The sequence below is a fragment of the Aquimonas voraii genome (genome assembly GCF_900101825.1).
Classification (GTDB): domain Bacteria; phylum Pseudomonadota; class Gammaproteobacteria; order Xanthomonadales; family Xanthomonadaceae; genus Aquimonas; species Aquimonas voraii.
The window spans coordinates 75,744-92,588 of sequence record NZ_FNAG01000011.1; the positions used below are offsets into that span (position 1 = coordinate 75,744).

The following is a 16,845-nucleotide window of genomic DNA, read 5'->3' on the forward strand; positions in this document are numbered from 1 at the left end:
CCCCATGCGTGATCTGTTCCGATCCGGCCGCGCGCCGCTCGCAACCGCCCTTGCCCTGAGCCTCGCGCTCACCGCCTGTTCGCAGGCGGAGCCCCCTACCGCTGCGCAACCCGCCGCGCACAGCGCCAGTGCGGCAGCCGCGCCCGCTGCCGCGGTGGCGACGCCCGCCGAACCTGTGCGCCAAGGCAGCAGCCAGCACGGCGCGCTCAGCATCAGCACGATCGCGACGGGGCTGGAGAACCCGTGGGCGCTGGCCCACCTGCCGGATGGCCGCATCCTGATCACCGAGCGTCCCGGACGCATGCGTCTGATCGGTGCCGACGGCGCGCTGTCAGCACCGCTGTCCGGCGTGCCTGCAGTCGTCGCGGAAGGGCAGGGCGGTCTGTTCGACGTGGTGCCGGCGCCGGATTTCGCCGACAGCCAACGCATCTACTTCAGCTTCGCCGAGCCTGGCGAGGGCCGCCTGGCGAGCACCGCCGTCGCGCACGCCCGCCTTACCGATGCCGGGCTTGAGGACGTGCAGGTCATCTTCAGCCAGAAGCCCAAGCTCGACACCCGCCACCACTTCGGCTCGCGCCTGGTGTTCGACGGCCAGGGTCATCTGTTCATCACCCTCGGCGACCGCGGCGTGCGCCCGAGCGCGCAGGATCTGTCCAGCCACATGGGTGGCGTGATCCGGGTGAACCTCGATGGTTCGGTGCCGGCCGACAACCCCTTCCTCGGACGGGAGGGCGTACTGCCCGAGTTCTGGAGCTACGGCCACCGCAACCAGCAGGGCGCGGCGCTGAACCCGTGGACGGGCGCGCTCTGGACCCACGAACACGGGCCCAAGGGCGGCGACGAGATCAACATCCCGCAGCCCGGCAAAAACTACGGCTGGCCGATCGCGACCTACGGCATCAATTACTCGGGCGAAGTCATTCCCGAAGCGCAGGGTGAAACCGTCGAAGGCATGGAGAACCCGCACCACGTCTGGAAGGTGTCGCCGGGCGTCAGCGGCATGGCCTTCTACAACCACGACCGCTTTCCCGCGTGGAAGCACAGCCTGTTCGTCGGCTCACTGGCGCAGCGCGCGCTGATCCGCCTCACGCTGGATGGCGATGCCGTGACCGGCGAGGAGCGCCTGCTCGAAGACCTGGGCTGGCGCATCCGCGACGTGCGCGTCGGGCCGGACGGCGCCGTCTATGTGGTCACTGACGAAGTCCAGAGCCGCGTGCTCAAGGTCGAGCTGGCGGGCTGACCTCCGCGTCGCTGCATCAAAGCGAAGCCACCCGCGAGGGTGGCTTCGATATTCATGGCAGCCGTACGGGATCTGGAAGGAACGAGGCTGGGGCTCGCAGGGTTTCAGTCAGCCTGCAGGGTGATGGTGTCCAGTGCACCGGCCGGCGGCACGAACGGCGCGGCCGTGCTGTTGGCCGCGATGAATTGCACCGGCAGCCGGATTTGGCTCGCGACCGGCTGGCCTGCGATGCGGGCCGGGTTGAAAGTCGAGCGTTCGACCGCATCCGAAGCGGCGCGGTCCAATGCGGCGTAGCCCGAGCTGCTCTCGATGTCGACGGTCTGCACTGCACCGACTGCATCGACGCCTACCTTCAGCAGGGTGGTGCCTTCGCCGCCAGAGGCTTTCAGTTCGGCCGGGTAGGTCGGTGGGCTGAGTCGCCCATAGCTTGGGGGCGTGAGTGAAGCTGATGGCTCCCCTGCGTTTGCGGCGGGCTTGTCCAGAGAGAAACGCACCGGCACCGCGATCCATGATTCGACAGCTCTTCCCTCCCGCTTTGCGGCGTGGAACGCCCACTTCGCCACAGCATCGAGTGCCGCCCTGTCGAGGAAGTCCGAGCCTGTGCTGCGCTCGATCTGCAGGTCTCCAGCCGAACCGTCCGGAAGAACTTGCACCTTGAGCAGGACCTCGCCCTCCTGTCGCTGCTGGATCGCCTCGGCGGGGTATTTGGGTGGCTGAACCTTGCGGTAGGCCACTTCGGTGTTGTCGCCCTTCGGCGGTTCGCTCACCACGATCGGTAGGGGACGCCTCGTCGGTGACGGAGGCGAGGCTGCTGGCGCTCCGGTTGGGGCCGAAATGTCGAGAACTTCGCTTGCTGGGGCGGCGCGCGCTGGCTGCTGGGACCACGCCAATCCTGCGACGGAAAGGCCGATGCAGGCGGCAATCGAGAACCCAGCGGTCAGACGAAAGATCGAAGGCAAAGGTCGAGTCAACATGGTGATGCGCTCCTTCAGTGGATGCGTGCCGAAGGCAGGACAGCCCAACGGCGCCGCGGAGAAAGCGGAGGAACTGCCGAGTAGCGCTTTGCCGTAGCTGAGTCGGCTGCGCGGATGCATGGCCAGCACGCAGGCGTCGCAGGCCAGCTCCTGGTCGAGGCGATAGGCGCGCTGTGCCAGCCGCAGCAGCGGGTTGAACCACTGCAGGGCGCAGAGCAGAGCGAAGCCGAGGTTGCAGTAGACGTCGCCACGGCGGACGTGCACGCGCTCGTGCGCCAGCACCAAGGCCTGCTGTTCGGGCGCATAGCGATGCTCGAAGTCGGCGGGCAGGACGATCCGCGCACGCAGCCCAACCACCGCCGGCAGCCCATCCGTGTTGGCGGCCCTGGCCCTCCACAGGCCCTCGTGCATGGGGGCGAGCTTCCCGAGCGCGCGTCGGAAGCGTCGCTGCTGCATGGCGATCCGCGCGAGCGCAACACCGCAGCCTGCAAGCCAGAGCGCGGCCAGCAGCGGCCACAGCGAGGCCAGATCGAACGGCATCGCGGAGTTGTCCTCAGGCACGGTCAGCGGCAGCCCAGCGCCTGCGCTGACGCGACCGAGTCCGATCGCCGCTGGGGCTATCGCGGGTGCCGGCAGCAGCACCGCGAGCATCGCCGCAGGCAGCAGCCACCACAGCGCGTAGGCGACGCGGGCGCCGAACAGAGTGCGCACCGGACGCCGGACGAGCAGCACGATGAGGCAGGCGGCACTGGTGGCGAGGCTCAGCTCCAGTGCCTCGTGCGCCAATGAGGTGAGCACTGCTGCGCTGGCGCTCATTTCCTTGTGCCCTTGCTCGAACCCTGCTCGCTGCGCTCCAGCAGCGCGCGCAGTGCGGCACGGTCCTCTTCGCTCAAGCCCTGTTCTGCCTGGAAGTGCGCGACCAGGGGCGCGAGCCTTCCACCGAACAGGCGATCAAGCAGGCTGCTGCTCTGCTGGCGGACCCATTCTTCGCGCGTCAGCACCGGCGCGTACAGATAGCGCCGGCCGTCGCGTTCTGCGCTGATCGCCCTCTTCTTGAGCAGGCGATTCAGTAGGGTCTTGATGGTCGCCTCTTGCCACTCCTGCTCTCCGGCCAGCGCCGCGACCACCTCTTCGGCGCTGCGCGGACTGCTCGCCCACAGCACCTCCATCACCACCGACTCCGCCTCACTGATCTGCATTGCGTTTACTCTTGTAATCGACAGTTGAAGATTACGCCTGTAAACGCTCAAGTCAAGCGGCTTGCGGGTGGGGCGAATCGATCGCGTGTGTGCAGGATCCGCGGGCGCGCCCTGCAGGGCGCGCCGCAGCGCTGAATTCTTCAACGCGGCCCCAACAAGACGAAAGGCGAGCCTCGCGGCCCGCCTTCCGTCTTCCATCGTTCGGCGCAGCGTAGCGCGTCAGACCGCCGCGCGCAGGCCGAAGCCCGGATCGCCGCGCAGCGGCTCCGGGCGATGCGGCAGCAGGTCGGGGCCGAGCAGGCGGCCGATGCGCGAGAACACCTCGTCGCGCGAGAAGGGCTTCTTCATGAAATCGTCGGCGCCGATGCGCTGCAGGTAGAACTGCTCGGTGGCCTGTTCGTTGCCGCTGATCATGATGATCGGGATGTTGCGAGTGGCTTCGGAGCGGCGCAGGTGGCGCAGCGCCTCGAAGCCGCTCATGCCGGGCAGCACGATGTCGAGGAAGATGAGGTGCGGGCGCTCGGCTTCTGCGATTTCGATGCCGCGCTCGGCGTCATAGGCTTCGCGGGTGGCGAAGCCGTTCTGCTGCAGCATGCGGCGCAGGACCGTGACGATCGTGGTGCTGTCGTCGATGATCAGGAAGCGCGTGTCGGGCCGGGCCTGCTGGCGAGGACGCAGGCGGCGCTCGACCACCCTCTCCTCGCCGCCGAACAGGCGCTTGAACAATCCCACTCCACTCATGGCCCGCCCCTAACGAAACCCCGACGTGACGTAGATTGTCACGATTTGTGATTCAGTGACGCAAGGGGTAGGGCTGAGACAGTTTGTGACAAAGCCCCGCAAGTCTGAAAACTCGCGGGGCCGAAAGGCGCACTGCTTCTCACTCAGCTCGGACGCAGCGAGACCACGTCGGGACTCAGCACCAGACGCAGAGCGTCGAGTCGCGGACGCGCCTGCGGCAAGGCGGTGAGCAGCTCGGCATGTTCGCGCTCCAGCGCTTCGAGCTCTTCCGGACGGACCGCCGGATTGATCCTGGCCAGCCGCTTCAAGCGCGCGAGTTCGGCGCCCAGCAACTCCTCGGCCTGGCCGAGGGCGGTCTCGACGCGCTGCTCGGCCTGTGACTTCGCCAGCTTCTCGGCGGCGCCCAGCATGGGCGGCAGCAGGGTGGTCAGCAGCTTGCGCTGGCGCGACAGATCGATGGGGCGGTCGCCGGAACTGCGCAGGGCGCGCGCGCCGGGCACGTAGTCGAGCCGGGGCTGCAGGCGGGTGTCGACCACCACGGTCAGCGGCAGCGGCGGCAGGAAGCGGTCGACGTGCAGATCGGCCTCGGCCACGCATTCCAGCACGTAGACGGCCTCCAGCAGCAGGCTGCGCGGCGGCAGGCTGTCGTCGACCAGGGCCGCGGCGTTGCCGGTCTCAGAGGACAGCAGCAGTTCCTCGGCATTGAGCAGCATCGGATGGTCGGCGCGCAGGTAAAGCAGGTCATCGCGGGCCAGGGCGCGGGCGCGCGAGAACGTGGCCTGGCGGGCGCCGGCCTTCAACTCCTCGAAGGCATCGAGGGTGACGTACTCGGGATCGAGCAGGACGATCTCGTGGCCCTGCGGCTCATTGTGGATGCCGAACTGCTCCAGCAGGCGCAGCGGGTAGTCCTCGATGGTGGCGGCGATGTCGTCGAGCTTCAGCGCCTGCAGCAGGCGACCGTCGCTGGCGGCGCGCTGGCTGGAAAGCTCCAGCAGCCGGTCGCGGCCGCGGTGCACTTTGTCAGACAGCTCGGCGTGCACCGCGCGGGTTTCGGCGATCAGGGTCTCGACGCCGTTGTCGCTCGGGGTCTCGAACAGACTGAGCAGCTCGGGGCCGAAACGGCGCAGCAGCTCGCGACCGTCGGCGCAGACCTGGCGGAACGCGTCCAGGCCCTCGTCGTACCAGCGCAGCAGCAGGTCCTGCGGGCTGGCCTCGACGGCACAGGCGTGGATCTGCACGGCGCCCTGTTGACCGATGCGGTCGAGGCGGCCGATGCGCTGCTCCAGCATGTCCGGGTCCAGCGGCAGGTCCCACAGGATCAGGTGCTGGGCGAACTGGAAGTTGCGCCCTTCGGCGCCGACTTCCGAGGCGATCAAGAGGCGCGCGCCTTCGGGATCGGCGAAATAGGCCGCCGCGCGGTCGCGCTGCAGCAGGTTCATGTCTTCATGGAAGCGCGCCACCGGCAGGCCCGAGCGCAGGCGCAGGGCCTCGTCCAGCGCCTGCACCTTGGCCCGTGAGCGGCACAGCAGCAGGGCCTTGGCCGGCGCGATCGCCTCCAGCCGCTGCAGCAGCCATTCGAAACGCGGGTCGCGGGTGTAATCGTGCTCGGGTTCGTGGTGGCCGTGGGCGCCGGCATCCGCCAGGGCTTCGGCGCGCAGTCGCCCCTGCAGGGCCGGATCTTCGCCGCTTTGGACGAGACGCTCGATATGGGGAACCCGCTCGGGAAAGCCGCCGACCGCGGCGCGCCGATTGCGGATCATCACCCGCCCGGTGCCGTGGCGATCGATCAGGGCTTCGATCAGTTTCCAGGCCGCGGCCTCGTCGCCGGCCTCGATCTTTGCAAGCGCCGCCGAAAGCGTCTGTGGCTCGTCGTGGAAGAGTTCTTCAAGCAGCGCGCGGCCAGGGGCATCGGGTGCACGCGCTTCCAGCAGGGCTTCGGTGACCTGCGACAGCGCGAGATGCCGGTCGGACTCGGCGATGAAGGTGTCGAGGTCGGCATAGCGCGCGGGGTCGAGCAGGCGCAGGCGCGCGAAGTGGCCGCTGCGGCCGAGCTGCTCCGGCGTGGCCGTCAGCAGGATCACGCCCGCCGTGGCCTGGGCCAGACTCTCGACCAGGCTGTACTCGCGGCTGGGCGCATCCGGCGCCCAGGAAAGATGATGGGCCTCGTCGACCACCAGCAGATCCCAGCCGGCTTCGAGCAGCTGCTGGGCGCGCTTGCGCGAATGCGCCAGCCAGCCGACCGAGGCGATCACGCACTGCTCGTCCTCGAAGGGGTTGCAGGTGGTGTCCACCTCGGTGATCGCTTCGCAGCGCTCCTCGTCGAACAGGGCGAAGCGCAGGTTGAAGCGGCGCAGCAGTTCGACGAACCACTGGTGCACCAGGCTCTCGGGCGTCAGCACCAGGACGCGACGGGCGCGACCGGTGGCGAGCTGCTGGGCCAGGATCATGCCGGCCTCGATGGTCTTGCCGAGGCCGACTTCATCGGCCAGCAGCAGGCGTGGCGTTCGTCGCTCGGCGGCCAGTTCGGCCACCTTCAACTGGTGTGGAATCAGGTCGATGCGCGCGCCCAGCACGCCCCAGCCGGGATGTCGGCGGGCTTCGGCGCGGCGGCGCAGGGCTTCCCGGCGCAGCTCGAAGGCCGGGCTGCGATCGACGCGGCCCGAGAGCAGGCGGGCGTCGGCCTGCGAGACCGGCTGCTCGGGGTCGAGCAGGCCCTCGTGGATCTGCTTGTCGCCGACGCCGTAAACGTACAGCCCATCGGCGACATCGACGCTCTCTACGGTGTATTCCACGCCTTCGGCGCGCAGGCGGTCGCCGACGCGGAAGTCGGCGCGCGACAGCGGGGCGGTGTCCATCGCGTACTGGCGGACCACGCCGCTGCCGGTGAAGACGATCTGCACGCTGCGGCCGATGAGGCGCATCACCGTGCCCAGGCCGAGCTCGGGCTCGGCGGTGGACAGCCAGCGCTGTCCGGGGACGAAGGGAGAATTCATCCGCCCAATTCTACGCGTCAAGCAAGGCCGTCCAAAGTCGGGACCGGGCGGTCCCAGGGGGCGAGCTTCACCGCCGGGCCGGCCTGTGCGATGCTCCGCGACCGCCCGATGGGACCTGTCGTCCCAGGCGAGGGGCCGAAGGCCGCGCCAGCGTGAGCGCGGCCGGCCCGCGACACGCGCGGCGCCCAATGGCAGGGGCCGCAGCCGTCAGATTCCGCCTGCGGCGCGGTTCGACCGCGCCCGCGCCCCTCGACGGCCCTCACAAGAACAAACGACAAGGCCTTTCAGGAACCCCGCATGTCTCCGATCACCGTCAACGCCCGCATTTCCCCGCGCGGCGGCCTCGATGTCCTCTCGCGCAGCGAAGTCAGCCGGCTGCGCGACGCCTCCAAGGGCGGCCTGCACGAGCTGCTGCGGCGCTGCGCGCTGGCCGTGCTGACCTCCGGCAGCACCAGCGACGATCCGCGCGCCGCGCTTGAGCGCTACCCGGACTTCGACATCGAAGTCCAGCAGCAGGACCGCGGCGTGCGCCTCGAGCTGCGCCATGCGCCCGCCCAGGCTTTCGTTGACGGCAAGATCATCGCCGGCGTCGCCGAGCTGCTGTTCGCCGTGGTGCGCGACATCGCCTACGTTTCCACCGAGATCAAGGAGTCCGGCCAGTTCAATCTGGACGACAGCCAGGACATCACGAATGCGGTGTTCGAGATCCTGCGCAACGCCCGCGTACTGAAGCCGAACGTCGAGCCCAACCTCGTCGTCTGCTGGGGCGGTCATTCGATCGCCCGTCACGAGTACGAGTACACCAAGCACGTGGGCTACGAGCTGGGCCTGCGCGACATCGACATCTGCACGGGCTGTGGCCCGGGCGCGATGAAGGGGCCGATGAAGGGTGCGGCCGTGGGCCATGCCAAGCAGCGCCGCTACCAGAACCGCTACATCGGCATCACCGAGCCCGGCATCATCGCCGCCGAGTCGCCGAACCCGATCGTCAACCACCTGGTGATCATGCCGGACATCGAGAAGCGCCTGGAGGCTTTCGTCCGCGTCGGCCACGGCATCATCGTGTTCCCGGGCGGCGTCGGCACCGCCGAGGAAATCCTCTACCTGCTCGGCATCCTGCTGCATCCGGACAATGCCCACCTGCCGTTCCCGCTGGTGTTCACCGGGCCCAAGGAGTCGGCGGCCTACTTCGAGCAGATCGACCATTTCCTGCGGCTCACGCTGGGCGATGCTGCGGCCGAGCGCTACAAGATCATCGTGGACGATCCGCGCGAGGTCGCGCGCTACATGGAGCGCGGCCTGTCCAAAGTGCGCGAGCACCGGCTCGATACCAAGGACGCGTTCTTCTTCAACTGGGCGCTGAAGATCCAGCCGGAATTCCAGCACCCTTTCGCCCCGACCCACGAGAACATGGCCAGCCTGAAGCTGCATCGCGACCAGCCTGTCCACGCGCTTGCTGCGGACCTGCGCCGCGCGTTCTCCGGCATCGTCGCCGGCAACGTCAAGGAAGAGGGCATGCGCGCGATCGAGGCCCATGGCCCCTACGTGATCGATGGCGAGCCGGAGATCATGCGTGCACTGGACGCCCTGCTGCGTGCCTTCGTCGAGCAGCGGCGCATGAAGATGAGTGGGGACTACAAGCCCTGTTATCGCGTCGGCTGACGCCGACGCGACGGGATTGGGGAGTCGGGATTCGGGATTCGCAAGAGCGGCATCGGCTGGCGTGGCGAGACTCAAGACCGCGCTGGCGCGCAGATGGAGCGGGTCGCACCGGTTTTGTGTATTGGGCAGCTGTCGCGGGCGGATCGATGGAGCGAGGCCGCAGCACTCGCCGCGACCGATCGCCCGTCGCACGAATCTCGAATCCCCAATCCCGAATCCCGCCGCAAAGCGGCATCAGTCGCCGCGGATGATCCCCGGCCCCTTGCCCGCGGTCTTCTCGTACACGCCTTTGCCGATCTTGCGGTATTGGGTGAAGCCGGCCTCGCCGATCTTCTTTTCCTTCAGCAGGTGGGCGCCGCCGATGGCCAGCGCGGGCGCGCCGATCTGCTGCTGCACCGGCGCGCCGCACCTGGGGCAGTGCTCAAGCGGCGGCTCCGAGAGTTTCTGCAGCTGGTCGAAGCCCTCGCGGCAGTGCGCGCAGCCGGCCTCGCCGCTGGCGCGGTATTCGAAGATGGGCATGACGGTCTCCGCAGGTCCGAAGGCCCGAAGGGTGGGGGCGGCGGCGTCGGCTGACAAGCGACGGGCTGCGCTGCGGGCACAAAAAACCCCGCTCGATGGCGGGGTTGATTGATTCACGCTGGCGCGGATGGTCGGGGAGACAGGATTTGAACCTGCGACTTCTACGTCCCGAACGTAGCGCTCTACCAGGCTGAGCTACACCCCGATCTTGGCACCGCGTGAGAGCCGCGCATCATACGGGCCTCACGCGAGCTGCGCAAGATGCTCGTGAGGCGAGGGCACCAAACTGGTAGCCTTTACCGCTTCCAGCGGGGCCAACGACGACCCGCTGCACCGCCCTATGGAGCCTGCCTTGATCAAGCCCCGCACCGTGCCCGGCGTACTGGAACTGCTGCCGCGCGACCAGATCGCCTTCCAGCGCATGCTGGACATCATCCGCGACAACTATGAGCGCTTCGGCTTCCTGCCGGTGGAAACCCCGGTGATGGAGCTGTCCGAGGTGCTGCTGACCAAGTCCGGCGGCGAGACCGAGCGGCAGGTCTATTTCGTGCAGAGCACCGGAGCACTGGAGAAGGCCGAGGCCGGCCAGCTCCCCGAGCAGGCCCTGCGCTTTGATCTCACCGTGCCGCTGGCGCGCTATGTGGCCGAGCACGAGCACGAGCTGCACTTCCCCTTCCGCCGCTACCAGATCCAGCGCGTCTACCGCGGCGAGCGCGCCCAGCGCGGCCGCTTCCGCGAGTTCTACCAGTGCGACATCGACGTGATCGGCAAGGATGCGCTGTCGGTGCGCTTCGATGCCGAGCTGCCGGCGGTGATCTACTCGGTCTTCAGCGATCTCGCGATCGGCGCCTTCACCATCCAGATCAACAACCGCAAGTTGATGCGCGGCTTCTTCGAGGGTCTGGGCGTCGCCGACCCCGAGCAGCAGGGCGCGGTGCTGCGCGAGGTCGACAAGCTCGACAAGCGCGGCCCGGACTACGTGCGCGAGACGCTGACCGGCGAGGGCTTCGGGCTCTCCGCGGATGCGGTCGGGAAGATCCTCGACTTTGTCGGCATCCGCTCGGCCGGCCACGCCGATGCGCTGGCCCAGCTCGATCGCCTCGGGCAGGGCAGTGAGACCTTCAACCAGGGCATCGCCGAGCTGCGCGAGGTGCTGGAGCTGGTGCGCGCCTTCGGCGTGCCTGAGGCCAACTACGCGATCAACCTGTCGATCGCCCGCGGCCTCGACTACTACACCGGCACCGTCTACGAGACCACGCTCAACGACTACCCGCAGATCGGCTCCATCTGCTCCGGTGGTCGCTATGAAAACCTGGCCGGTCAGTACACCAAGTCGCATCTGCCAGGCGTTGGCATCTCGATCGGCGCCTCCCGCCTGTTCTGGCAGCTGCGCGAGGCCGGGTTGATCGAGTCGGCCGAGAGCAGCGTCGAGGTGCTGGTCGCGCAGATGGACGAAGTGCGGCTGCCCGAGTACCTGAAGCTCGCCTCGGAGCTGCGCCGCGCCGGCATCAATGCCGAGGTGCAGCTGGAGCCGCGCAAGGTCGCCAAGCAGTTCCAGTACGCCGATCGCGCCGGCATCCGTTTCGTGCTGCTGCTGGGCGAGGATGAGGCCGCGCGCGGCGTGGTCGCGGTCAAGGACATGCGCAAGCAGGAACAGTTCGAGGTGCCGCGCGAGGACCTGGTGCGAGCGCTGCGCGTGGAGCTGGAGCAGGCCCGCGCCATGGCCGGTCGCGGCAGTCACGGCGGCTGAGTCCGCCGCGGATCCATCCCCGCGCGAACGGGCCCGACTCAGGCCAGGAATCCCGCCACCAGGTCCACCACCTCGGTCGACAGCAGGGCTGAGGCGGTGATCGTGGCGAGGCCCAGCCCCCAGGCGACGAGCTGCAGAGCACCATCGCGTTCGACCAGCGCGAGCGCGTACAGCACCAGCAGCAGGCCGAAGGGGTAGTTGGTCAGTGGAATCGGCAGCGACAGCAGGATGCCCAGCAGGATCAGCTGGGCGCCGGTGAAGACGGTGGCCCAGAGCTGGGTCGCGAGCCCGTTCAGGCGCGGCTTGCAGAGGCGTTCGATCCGTTGCAGCACGCCGCCCATCTTGCTGTTGAAACCCTGCAGGCGAGTTCGCGGCACGGTTCTTCCACGCCAGCGCTTGGGCAACCAGGGCTGGCGCCGGGCGAACAGCATCTGCAGACCCAGGACCGACACCAGGGGGCCGCTGATCGCGCCGACGCCGAAGGGCAGAGGCAGGAATGCCGGCATGATCGCCAGAAGCAGGGCTGCGCCGAAGGCGCGTCGGCCGAAGGCGGCAAGGAGGGCGTCGAAGCTCGGGTCGGCTTCGCCTGCGGCCAGTTCGCGCAGGATCTGGCTGGTGCTGGGGGCGCTGGAAGGCTGCATGGGACCTCGGGCTGGCGAGCGCGCACTTTACCGGGCCGTGGCGGGCGCGTCGTTCCGTCTGTTGCTCGGAAACTTGGAGTCGCCCGCGTGTGCGCTGTCTGAACGCCCGCGGCCTTGCCGCGCTTGCCTGCGCTTTCCTGTTGTAACGTGACGCGCCGACGCCGAGTGCGTCCCCCTCGAGGATCCGGTCTGCCGCGCAGGCCCCAAGGAGTGCAGATGTCGCTGGTAGCGGGAGGCCACACCCTGAAGAAGTACGACGAGGACCTCGCGACCCTGCGTGACCTCGTGATCAAGATGGGCGCCGGCGTCGAGGAGCAGCTGCGTCTCGGCATGCGTGCGCTTGAGATGCGCGACATGGAGCTGGCCGAGCGCGTGGTCGAGGGCGATCGCCAGATCGACCGCTACGAGCTCCGCGCCGACGAGGAAATCGCCCAGCTGATCGCCCTGCGCGCGCCGCTCGGCGTGGATCTGCGCACGATCTTGGCCCTCTCGAAGACCGTCAACGACCTCGAGCGCATTGGCGACGAATCGAAGAAGCTGGCCAAGATCGCGCAGCGACTGATGGACGCCAGCGGCGATCGCGTCGAAGTGCCGATGGTTGCCGAGATTGGCGGGCTCGCAAAGATCTCGGCGAGCATGCTGCGCGGCGCGCTGGATGCGCTGGTGAGACTGGATCTGGAAGAGGCCGAGCGCACCCGCCGCGACGACGATCGGCTGGACAAGGCCTACAAGGCCAGCGTCTCCCAGCTGACCCAGCTGATGTCGGACAACCCGGCCGCAGTCGCGCCCGGCGTGCAGGCCCTGTTCGCTCTGAAGTCGCTGGAGCGGATCGGCGACCACGCCAAGAACATCGCCGGCTACGTCTTCTATCTGGTCGAAGGCCGCGATGTGCGGCACCCGAAAGCCCGTCTGACGGCGGAGGGCTGAAGCGCCGGGACGCTGGCAGCCGGCGCCGTGAAGCGCCGGCGCGCGGCGATCTCAGAACAGGTCGCCGCCGGCCGAGAGCGCGCGCTCCATGCGGTCGCCGAGGCCGCCGATTTCGAGGATCAGGCGGTCCAGCTCGGCCGCGGTCAGGCCCTCCAGCGGGCGGTTCTCGCAGAGCTGCAGGTAGGTCAGGCCGTCGAGCTCGGAGATCGCGAGATAGCCGACGCGCTGCTCCCAGTTGAAGGCCAGCGCGCGCTTGGCGTCGAGCCCGGTGGTCGGCGCCAGCGCGGTGCTGACGCGCAGGAACTTGCGGCCGTCCTCGTCCTCGAGCTCGGTCAGGAACAATCCCTGGTGGCGGGAGCCATGGTTCAGGGTCAGCTCGATGCCGACCAGATACGGCTCGCTGCGCGAGACCGTGTAATGGGAGGCGGCGTGGGCGCGGACCTGTTCGAAGTTCTGCATGGCGGGAGCGGCATCTGGAAGCGGAGCCGTATGCTACCAGCCCGAACACTGCCGCCCGAGACTTTGCCCATGCCTGATCGCCCTGCGAGCGTCGACCAGCCTGATGTGATGTCGCGCAGGGCCGCGATTCTCGGTGCAGTACGCGCCATCCCGCGCGGCGAGGTGCGTTCGTATGCCGAGGTCGCGCGGGCGGCCGGCTGGCCGCGGCATGCGCGGCTGGTGGCGCGGCTGTTGTCGGAGTCGGAGGCGTCGGGTCTGCCTTGGCACCGCGTGCTGCGTGCCGACGGCTGCATCGCTTTTCCGAAGGGCTCCCCGGCCTGGCTTGAGCAGGCGCGGCTCCTGCGCGCGGAAGGGGTGGAGGTCATCGACGGGCGGGGGCGTCGCCCTGCCGGCCGGGAAAAATCGGAGGCCACGCTGGACGCGGCCCTCTGGGGCGATGCTTAGGCCGCGGCTGGAGGCTTGAGTCCGCCCCGCGGGCGCGTCGAGCAGCCCGCGCGTGAGGCGGGGGCGCAGATCTCAAGGCCGGCGGGCGTCGGAAAGGCCCGGGGGCGTCAGCAGGCTGGGCGGCAGATCGGCGAGCACGCCCGCGACCTTGTGCAGGAAGTCACTTTGCGCCGAAGACTTGCGCCAGACCAGGGCGATCTGCCGGCTCGGGCGGGAGTCGGTGAAGCTCAGCAGGCGCAGAGTCTCGGAACGCGGTACCGGCGGCTGCACCGCCAGCAGCGGCAGCAGGGTCACGCCGACGCCCGCCGCGACCATCTGCCGCAGCGTTTCCAGGCTGGTGGCACGGAAGCCATCCTTCTCGCTGGCCCCCGCCAGATGGCAGACATCCAAGGCTTGATCGCGCAGGCAGTGGCCGTCGTCCAGCAGCAGCAGGCGTTCGTCGGCGATGGTGTCGAGCCCGAGTCGCTCGGTATCCGCCAGTGGATGGGTCGAGGGCACGGCCAACACGAAAGGCTCCTCGAAAAGCAGCTCCGTGTGCAGCTGTTCCTCGTGCAGGGGCAGTGCCAGTACGGCGGCGTCGATTCGGCCTTCCTGCAGTTGCTGCAGCAGGATTTCCGTCTTTTCCTCGGTCAGCAGCAGCTCGACCCGCGGAAAGCGCTGGCGCAGCTTCGGTACCACATGTGGCAGCAGGTAGGGGCCAAGGGTGGGGAAGATGCCGAGCCTGAGCGTGCCGGATTCGGGGTCCAGGCTGCGCCGGGCGATCGCCCGGATCTGCTCGATCTCGTTGAGTACCACCCGGGCGCGCTGGGCGATCTCGGCGCCGGCCTCGGTCAGCATCACCTTGCGTGGCGCGCGTTCGACGAGGGTGACGCCGAGCTCGTCCTCGATCTTCTTGATCTGGGTCGAGAGGGTGGGCTGGCTGACGAAGCAGGCGTCGGCGGCGCGCCCGAAGTGGCGCAGCTCGGCCAGCGCCACGAGATAGCGGAGGTCGCGAAGGTTCATGGGCCGGCTCGGCAGTTTAGATAGATCTGAGCGATCGGTATTGTAAACCCAATTGTCTTTTTGAATCAAATGTAGCCGGCCGGTGAGCGCCGGGAATCCTTCATCTACGGCCGGAAAGAACACAGGGCCCACCGATGGCGGGCCCTGTGTGTCCGTGTGACGTTTTCAGCGCGCGGCGTTGGCGTTCATCACCGAATTGCGCGAGGCGTCCAGGTACTGGGCGGGATCGCGCATGCCGGTGGTGTGACACTGACCGCTCACGTGGCCGCGATTGATTCCGCCTGGCAGCTGGGCATAGCTGCGCTCGACGGTGCCGTCCTCGGGGTCGCTCAGCACCAGGTCGGAGGCGAAGTTGCAGTAGTCGTTGGTGTACCAATTGGTCGTGCGGAACGCGGTGCTGTAGTAGTTGACCTGGCCTCGCGCCCAGCTCGGGATGCCGGCCAGCCAGCTCGCCGCGCCGCTGTAGGTCAGGTTGCTGTTGGTGCCGCAGCCGACCCCGAAGATCCCGCCCAGCGCGGCCAGCACGCCGGCGAGGTTGGTGCCCTGGTAGGGCGTGCCCACCGACTGCATCCGGCGCGCACCCACCGCATTGTCGAGGCCGCTCCAGTAGTAGGTGTAGAGATGCAGGGAGGCCGCGCCGCCCTGGCTGTGGGCCACCGTGCCGAACGAGTTCCAGGTTGCCCCGAAGTCGCGGATCCGGCGGGCGAACTCGTCGTGGCTGCGGTTCTGGTTGGCGTCGAGGAAGGTCGAGGCATTGCTGAACTGGCTGGCGGGCCAGACGCCGCCCGAGCAGTAGCCATGGACCAGGATCAGGCGGCTGCCCACGCCCTTGCGCTCCCATTCGGCGGGGCGCGGGCCCTGGGTCATCAGCTCATCGACCTGCAGGTCGCTGGCGCTGTACTTGCGGGCGGACAGGCTCATCGCCAGCGGCAGCCGCTCGGCCTTCGCCAGCGAAACGAAGTGGTTGGGATCTTCGATCCGCAGATGGCGCAGCTCGAAGGGCCCGCGGGCGCCGGCCTTGGCCACCCAGCGTTCGTCGAAGCCCAGTTCGATGGCGCCTCCGCCCATCTCGACCATGCCCCCGACCCAGGCGATCGCGACCTCGGCGCCCTTGGCGTCACGGCCCCAGACTTCGCCGATCGCGCGGTAGTGGCCGCCCTTCTTCGCTGTGTCGACCGGCACCCGCAGGGCCAGCCGTGAGGGTCCGCCGGACTTCGCCAAGGAGGCGCTGGCTGCTCCGCCGATGCGCAGGTCGGATTCCACGACCGGGATGACATGCTCGGCGGTGCGAATCAGCTCGGTGCCGTCGGCGCTGCGGCCCTTCACCAGCACCTGCGCATTCAGCAAGCCGGCGCCGCCGGCATCGAAGACGCCGCCGTAGAGCCCGTCGCCGGCCGCCCCATCGGCGTGCAGGCCATCGTCGAACATGGCGATCTTCTCGACCGTGCCGTCGGCGCGGGTCAGCCGGATCGAGGCTTCTTCGACCGTCCCCGCCTGCGGACCCAGCAGTACGCCGGACTTGCCGATCGCGGTCAGCTGCGCGGTCAGGCCGATGCGGCCGCCGGCGAGGTAGTCGAGGTGGCTCGGATGCGAGGCGATCTCAGTCCCGGAGTCGCCCTCGATCAGCAGGAAGCCCTGGGTGCGCGCGCCGGCCTCGGCGCTGATTTCCAGCGACCAGCCGCCCTTTTGCAGGCGACCGAACTGGTACAGCTCGGAGGCGAAGCGCTCGCCCTCCAGGCCGAACTCGCCCGGCTGCATGCGCTCGGCCAGCTGTGCGGCTTTGTAGAGGGTGCCCGAGGGGCCGCGCAGGCCCAGCTCCCAGCCGTGGTCATCGCCGGCCAGCAGCAGCACCTGCAGCTCCGAGCGCTCGACCGGCAGCGCCATCCGCCAGCTCAGGCGGCCGGATTTCTCCGCGCTGAGTTCGACCGGAATCAGCGCCGACTTCGAATGGATCGCGGTGGCGGCCGGCGAGGGCGCGCGCATCTGCGCGATTTCCGAGGGCGGCCCCGCCAGCTGCTTGAAGGCCGGCGAGGCGATGGCAGGCAGCGTGGAGCCGAGCAGCAGTGAGGCGGCGCAGACCGCCAGAGGCTTCAATTTCATTGGTTCCCTCCCCAGGGAATGAGTGCGTCGCAGGCAGGAGGCCAGCGGCGTGCGGCGCACCGAGGGCGACAGCTCGATGGCTGTCGTTCTCCTCCCCTACGCCGGCGCATGGAGGCTAGGCCCAAACGCCAGCTGAACGCATCCTGCACTGCAGCGAAGCGCGGCCGGCTCGGCCCACGATGGGGCGCGCGCTA

General features: G+C 68.6%; 14 protein-coding genes and 1 tRNA gene. 5 read left to right on the forward strand and 10 right to left on the reverse strand.

Annotated elements, in window-relative coordinates:
- Positions 1-4 precede the first annotated feature (4 nt).
- A complete protein-coding gene (locus tag BLP83_RS14710; RefSeq protein WP_091244397.1) occupies positions 5-1,240 on the forward strand; it encodes a PQQ-dependent sugar dehydrogenase in 1,236 nt (411 codons plus the stop codon).
- Between the two features lie 104 nt (positions 1,241-1,344).
- Here the strand turns inward: BLP83_RS14710 and BLP83_RS14715 are convergent, their stop codons facing one another.
- The 4 genes from BLP83_RS14715 to rapA form a co-directional block, all read right to left on the reverse strand.
- Positions 1,345-3,030 carry a TonB family protein gene (locus BLP83_RS14715; RefSeq protein ID WP_091244399.1) on the reverse strand — a complete coding sequence of 562 codons (1,686 nt, stop codon included), beginning with the start codon at positions 3,028-3,030 and terminating at the stop codon, positions 1,345-1,347.
- Positions 3,027-3,413 carry a BlaI/MecI/CopY family transcriptional regulator gene (locus tag BLP83_RS14720; protein ID WP_091244402.1) on the reverse strand — a complete coding sequence of 129 codons (387 nt, stop codon included), beginning with the start codon at positions 3,411-3,413 and terminating at the stop codon, positions 3,027-3,029. The genes BLP83_RS14715 and BLP83_RS14720 overlap by 4 nt, the downstream gene beginning before the upstream one ends.
- 219 nt (positions 3,414-3,632) lie before the next feature.
- The gene (locus tag BLP83_RS14725; protein ID WP_091244406.1) at positions 3,633-4,154 is read right to left on the reverse strand and encodes a response regulator; all 522 of its coding nucleotides are present in this window, start codon (positions 4,152-4,154) and stop codon (positions 3,633-3,635) included.
- 143 nt (positions 4,155-4,297) lie between these two features.
- On the reverse strand, positions 4,298-7,147 hold the full coding sequence (gene rapA / locus BLP83_RS14730; RefSeq protein WP_091244409.1) for an RNA polymerase-associated protein RapA: 2,850 nt from the start codon (positions 7,145-7,147) through the stop codon (positions 4,298-4,300).
- 297 nt (positions 7,148-7,444) lie between these two features.
- Here rapA and ppnN point away from each other — a divergent pair, with 297 nt between their 5' ends.
- A complete protein-coding gene (gene ppnN, locus BLP83_RS14735) occupies positions 7,445-8,809 on the forward strand; it encodes a nucleotide 5'-monophosphate nucleosidase PpnN (RefSeq protein ID WP_091244412.1) in 1,365 nt (454 codons plus the stop codon).
- Positions 8,810-9,043: 234 nt separating this feature from the next.
- On the opposite strand, the gene BLP83_RS14740 is transcribed toward ppnN, so the two are convergent.
- Entirely contained in the window at positions 9,044-9,328 is a 285-nt protein-coding gene (locus BLP83_RS14740; protein ID WP_091244414.1) for an FmdB family zinc ribbon protein, read from the reverse strand.
- Between the two features lie 128 nt (positions 9,329-9,456).
- Positions 9,457-9,533: transfer RNA gene (locus tag BLP83_RS14745), tRNA-Pro, on the reverse strand.
- A 147-nt stretch (positions 9,534-9,680) separates the two neighbouring features.
- Between BLP83_RS14745 and hisS the strand changes: the two genes are divergently transcribed.
- Complete coding sequence (hisS, locus tag BLP83_RS14750; protein ID WP_176764220.1) at positions 9,681-11,078, forward strand: histidine--tRNA ligase; 1,398 nt, start codon at positions 9,681-9,683, stop codon at positions 11,076-11,078.
- 38 nt (positions 11,079-11,116) lie between these two features.
- On the opposite strand, the gene BLP83_RS14755 is transcribed toward hisS, so the two are convergent.
- The gene (locus tag BLP83_RS14755; protein WP_091244420.1) at positions 11,117-11,719 is read right to left on the reverse strand and encodes an exopolysaccharide biosynthesis protein; all 603 of its coding nucleotides are present in this window, start codon (positions 11,717-11,719) and stop codon (positions 11,117-11,119) included.
- Positions 11,720-11,935: 216 nt separating this feature from the next.
- Here BLP83_RS14755 and phoU point away from each other — a divergent pair, with 216 nt between their 5' ends.
- Positions 11,936-12,646 (forward strand): phosphate signaling complex protein PhoU, encoded by a 711-nt coding sequence (gene phoU / locus BLP83_RS14760; protein WP_091244423.1) that lies wholly within the window; start codon positions 11,936-11,938, stop codon positions 12,644-12,646.
- 51 nt (positions 12,647-12,697) lie between these two features.
- On the opposite strand, the gene BLP83_RS14765 is transcribed toward phoU, so the two are convergent.
- Complete coding sequence (locus tag BLP83_RS14765) at positions 12,698-13,105, reverse strand: hypothetical protein (protein ID WP_091244426.1); 408 nt, start codon at positions 13,103-13,105, stop codon at positions 12,698-12,700.
- A gap of 69 nt (positions 13,106-13,174) precedes the next feature.
- On the opposite strand from BLP83_RS14765, the gene BLP83_RS14770 reads away from it, so the two are divergent.
- Positions 13,175-13,549 (forward strand): MGMT family protein, encoded by a 375-nt coding sequence (locus tag BLP83_RS14770; protein WP_245680056.1) that lies wholly within the window; start codon positions 13,175-13,177, stop codon positions 13,547-13,549.
- A gap of 72 nt (positions 13,550-13,621) precedes the next feature.
- Here the strand turns inward: BLP83_RS14770 and oxyR are convergent, their stop codons facing one another.
- A complete protein-coding gene (gene oxyR / locus BLP83_RS14775; protein ID WP_091244429.1) occupies positions 13,622-14,551 on the reverse strand; it encodes a DNA-binding transcriptional regulator OxyR in 930 nt (309 codons plus the stop codon).
- Positions 14,552-14,716: 165 nt separating this feature from the next.
- Positions 14,717-16,651: a choice-of-anchor X domain-containing protein gene (locus BLP83_RS14780; RefSeq protein ID WP_091244432.1), complete on the reverse strand. Its 1,935-nt coding sequence runs from the start codon at positions 16,649-16,651 to the stop codon at positions 14,717-14,719.
- Positions 16,652-16,845 lie beyond the last annotated feature (194 nt).